The organism is Anabaena sp. UHCC 0253 (genome assembly GCF_009712085.1).
Taxonomy (GTDB): domain Bacteria; phylum Cyanobacteriota; class Cyanobacteriia; order Cyanobacteriales; family Nostocaceae; genus Dolichospermum.
The window spans coordinates 754,301-759,020 of sequence record NZ_VILD01000002.1 but is presented as its reverse complement, the minus strand read 5'-3'; the positions used below and the strand labels follow the sequence as shown (position 1 = coordinate 759,020).

Here is a 4,720-nt window from a genome sequence, read left to right as displayed (position 1 = left end):
GTGGAATCTTGCGCTTTTCGAGATCAATATGAAGTGTTTAAAGCCGCTGGGGCTGAAGTGATTGGTGTCAGTGGTGACTCTAGTGACTCTCACCAAAAGTTCGCAGCTAAGTACAATTTACCTTTCACACTTTTAAGTGATAAAGGCGACCAAGTGCGAAAACAATATGGTGCAACTACCGCTTTTGGTTTTATCCCCGGCCGGGTGACTTATGTGATTGACCAAAACGGCGTAGTTCAATACGTATTTGATTCTATGTTGAACTTTAAAGGTCACGTTGAAGAAGCACTGAAAACACTGCAACAACTAGCAAAAAAGTAATGGTTGACACTCCCCGATCTAAAGAGACGGGGATTCTTAAGACCAAATAAGTAATTGAGAATTGTCAATTGTCAATTGTCAATTCTCAATTGTCACCTGAAATTAGGCTTTAGACTTTTCGGGAACAGCAACGTTGGAGTTAGCTGATTTGCCGTTTTTGCCGTTGCCGTTATTGCGGGGTTGAATTACTCCATAACCACCGTGATTACGTTCATAAATGACGTTAATATCTCCGGTTTCTGCGTTATGGAACATATAAAAGTCGTGTCCCACAAGTTGTAGTTGTTCTTGGGCTTCTGCCAATGTCATGGGGGGGCATGGAGAAGTATTTGGTGCGAACAACCTCTTGGGGTAATTCAGGGGTGCGATCGCCTATTAAATCTGCTGCTACAGGTTCTGGCGCTACTACTTCATTAGTTGCTATCGGTTGGGTTTTGTGATCCTGCCTTCTTTCTTTATATTTCCGTAATTGCCGAGCAATCTTATCTGCAACTAAGTCAATACTTGCATATAAGCTTTCGCTGCTTTCCTCGGCACGGATGATGCTACCATTAGCATAAATAGTTACTTCCGCCGCTTGTTTAGTATTTATTCGGGGATTGCGAGCTACGCTCAAATGGACATCCACTTCATTGGTGATGTTCTGAAAGTGACTAACTGCTTTTTCAATCTTCTGATGCACGTATTCCCTGATTGCATCAGTGATTTCAATATTTTTACCGTGGATGACAAGCTTCATGTAAACTCTCCCGCTCAATATTATAAATGATGTTTTTGGGTAGGAATAGAGATTGCGGTAAGGTCTATAATTGCCGCCAACACAAATCGTAACCTATTCTTAACACACTGCTCTTTAGTATTCTCAACGCTTCTTGCATCTTAAGCATCTTAAAGTTTGTGCTATTCATCGTCTCGATTTTAGTTTTTATTCTCTACGATGATTCCCAACTGGTTGCCAAACAATTGGCTATTAAAGCAAAACTATGGAATTAGGCAATTTTGAGATATGGTTCTTTTAACTGCCTATTTCTATGGAACTTTACAAAAATAGGAGTGTTTGCTCTTGTTGTTGTTCCCTAGTCTTGTTCCCTATTGTATAGAAGACGCGACCTTTTTGGGAAGTTTGATCCTGATTGATACAAACAAATTTTTGAGATGTGATCAGTCAGTGTATTGGTTTCTATTGTCTTGGCTTAATGTTTATTACAGAGAACTCCTCCCAACACCATTGAGTTATATATTCAAACTAGCACTTTGTAGAGTCCAAAGTATATTCCCTTGACGTTCCTTTAAAATCCTTTGCATAGCTTGACATTTGTTAGCTATTTTTTTGTGACATTTTGTAAAATTTTGTGAGATTACAACTATTTAAAGACGCAAAGACGCGGAAAATATTTATAAGGAATGATGTCTAACACTTTATTTCATCCGTACCGTTGTTTACTATATGATGTTGAGTTGATGCCGTACTTAACGGCTCATCAGTGGCAGCGATCGCTAGTAACAGAACGCATTAACAACCCAGAATTAGATGATGTCCTAATTTTACTAGAACACCCCCCCGTCTATACTTTAGGCACAGGAGCAAACTCAGAATTTATTAAATTTAATATTGACAAAAGTAACTATGATGTGCATCGCATTGAAAGAGGCGGCGAAGTTACATATCATTGTCCTGGTCAATTAGTCGGTTATCCAATTTTAAACTTGCGTCGTTATCGTCAAGACTTGCATTGGTACTTACGCCAACTTGAGGAAGTATTAATTCGCGTTTTAGCAAATTATGATTTGCAGGGAGAACGTCTGCCTGGTTTTACTGGTGTTTGGCTAGAAGGATACAAAGTTGCTGCTATAGGCATAAAAGTTAGTAAATGGATTACAATGCACGGATTTTCCTTAAATGTTTGTCCTGACATGACAGGATTTAAACAAATTGTTCCCTGTGGCATTGTTGATAAACCTGTTAGCAGTTTAGCCGCATGGATTCCTGGCATTACTTGTAACCAAGTACGTTACTCCGTAAACCATTGCTTTGCCGAGGTATTTGGTGTAGATATAGTGGATTGTAAGTATGAAAAAATTATGTAGTCTTAGTAAAGTTACATAATATGGCGTAAATATTATTATAATGATCATGATCAATATCACTTTGGTGTTTAACCAAACAGACTAAAATTAGTTTGTTTGTCGTTGATCATGCTCACTTTTTGTAAAAGTAACCAAAACCGTGCTTGTGAATTACTCAAATAATCTACAGGTAAGTTTTTCCTCGTTGAACTCCTTGAGAGAACGCGATTGGGAAGCTTTAACTTCACTATTTGACAGAGATGATAGTGATGAAATTGAAGCCGAAATTAAAAGTAAATTGGTGTGGTTAGTTCCCGAACCTTGTTGGGAAGATAACCCTTTCGAGTTCTTGCGTGAGTTTCTTTAACGCTGTTCTTACAACCACAAAAAACAACCAGGTGACACAGTTCCCTTCTGTATCGCCGTTATATCGCTTTTCCCATTCTCCATGACTTTGTTGTAGTGTTGGCAATAAACTACTCTGAACACAAAATACACAAAGAGGGGGAGATGGTGAAATTTAGATTTGGTCGTTTGTGGGTGATCATTGGTTTAATTTGTTGCTTATTGGCTGGTTGTAGTGAAAATTCTCGCGGAAATCAAATTCTCCGAGTAGCGACTGAACCGGCGTTTCCACCTTTTGAGTTTCAAGGTAAAGGTGGGGAATTAGTAGGGTTTTCTATTGATTTGATGAGGGCGATCGCCGATGGGTCAAATTTCCAGGTAGAATTTCAGAGTTTGCCTTTTGATGGCATTATTCCCGCACTACAAGCCAAAACCATAGACGCGGCGATTAGTTCCATGACGATAACTGAAGAAAGATCCAAGACGGTAACTTTTTCTCGTCCTTATTTTAAAGCAGGTTTGGCGATCGCTATTCGTGCAGATCATCAAAATATTACCGGATTTGACAGTCTCCAAAATAAAAAAATTGCCGTCCAAATTGGCACAACCGGCGCAGAAAAAGCTAAAAGTTTAACTGGGGCGCAAATTCGCAGTTTTGACTCTGCACCATTAGCCCTGCAAGAATTACAAAATGGTAATGTTGATGCAGTTATTAATGATGCGCCTGTCACATTATACGCTATCAATACAGGTAATTTGCAAGGAATCAAAGTTATAGAACAACTACTAACTGAGGAATTTTACGGAATTGCTACTGCTAAAAATTCTCCTTATTTATCTTTGATTAATCAAGGTTTAACGAAGATATTAGAAAATGGCAAATATCAGCAAATTTACGAAAAATGGTTTAAATCTGCACCGCCCATATTACCAGAAACATTACCATTTATAAATAAAAATACCGCTAGATTAAATTCTCTGAGTATATTTTGGCAATCCTTACCCACTCTATTAAAGGGTGCATTAGGAACATTGCAATTAGCATTTATCTCAGGTTTATTCGGTTTAACAATTGGTTCTCTAATTGGCATAATTCGCCTTTCTCATATTAAACCTTTGCGTTTTTTATCCAGGGCTTATATAGATTTTTGGCGAGGAACACCGTTATTAGTGCAGATATTTATGATTTATTTTGGCTTACCGGCAATTTCTCAAGAGTTAGGTTTTACTTTTACTTTAAACCGTCTTCTCGCTGGGGTAATTGCTTTAAGTTTAAATAGTGCAGCCTATATTGCCGAAATTGTCCGTGGGGGCATTCAATCTATTGAAATTGGACAATCAGAAGCAGCAAAATCACTAGGTTTAAATCCTCTGCAAACAATGACTTATGTAATTTTTCCTCAAGCATTTCGGCGCATGATTCCACCTTTAGGAAATGAGTTTATTAGTTTATTAAAAGATACTAGCTTGGTTGCGGTAATCGGGTTTGAGGAATTATTTAGAAAAGGACAATTAATTGTTGCGGAAAATTATCGCGCTTTTGAAGTTTACGCGGCTGTAGCTATAATTTATTTATGTTTAACTCTGATTTCTTCTCAACTTTTTAGCCGCTTAGAAATATGGATGAATCCAATCGGTAAAGAAGATACAAAAGGGAAAATATACAACCCACATTCCGCAGATACTAAAGCAAATTTAGGAATTAAAAATTTTCATAAATAAAAGCCTGAAAAGATTGCCTAGCAAAGATTTCAGGCTTTTATTTGTTAAAATAATCAAATCAAATAGAGATGGGAAAAACCATGAAAGAGTCTCAAGTTGGCATGAAAATCCTAAATATAGACCATTTGGGAATAGTAGCAGGAATAATAGACGAGATGGAATTGGTAGAAGAAGTGAATAAAATAGTGGGAATAAAAATAAAAGAAACCCTAACACCAGGACAAGTAATAAAAGCAATGATTTTTAAATGGATTAGGCTTTTTTA

The 4,720-nt window shown here is 37.4% G+C and carries 4 protein-coding genes and 2 pseudogenes; 5 read left to right on the top strand and 1 reads right to left on the bottom strand.

The window, feature by feature from the left end; all coding sequences use genetic code 11:
* Positions 1–321: peroxiredoxin (locus FJR38_RS07670; protein ID WP_168536257.1), on the top strand; the 321-nt coding region annotated here is incomplete at its 5' end.
* Positions 322–423: 102 nt separating this feature from the next.
* Here FJR38_RS07670 and hpf read toward each other — a convergent pair.
* Positions 424–1,060, bottom strand: a pseudogene (gene hpf, locus FJR38_RS07665) (ribosome hibernation-promoting factor, HPF/YfiA family).
* Positions 1,061–1,725: 665 nt separating this feature from the next.
* On the opposite strand from hpf, the gene lipB reads away from it, so the two are divergent.
* The 4 genes and pseudogenes from lipB to FJR38_RS07645 all read left to right on the top strand — a co-directional run.
* Entirely contained in the window at positions 1,726–2,409 is a 684-nt protein-coding gene (lipB, locus tag FJR38_RS07660) for a lipoyl(octanoyl) transferase LipB (RefSeq protein WP_168493128.1), read from the top strand.
* 145 nt (positions 2,410–2,554) lie between these two features.
* Positions 2,555–2,755, top strand: coding sequence for a hypothetical protein (locus FJR38_RS07655; protein WP_168493126.1), 201 nt, complete (start codon positions 2,555–2,557; stop codon positions 2,753–2,755).
* Positions 2,756–2,898: 143 nt separating this feature from the next.
* Complete coding sequence (locus FJR38_RS07650; protein ID WP_168536255.1) at positions 2,899–4,455, top strand: ABC transporter permease subunit; 1,557 nt, start codon at positions 2,899–2,901, stop codon at positions 4,453–4,455.
* Between the two features lie 80 nt (positions 4,456–4,535).
* Positions 4,536–4,720, top strand: a pseudogene (locus FJR38_RS07645) (DUF4277 domain-containing protein); the annotation flags it as partial.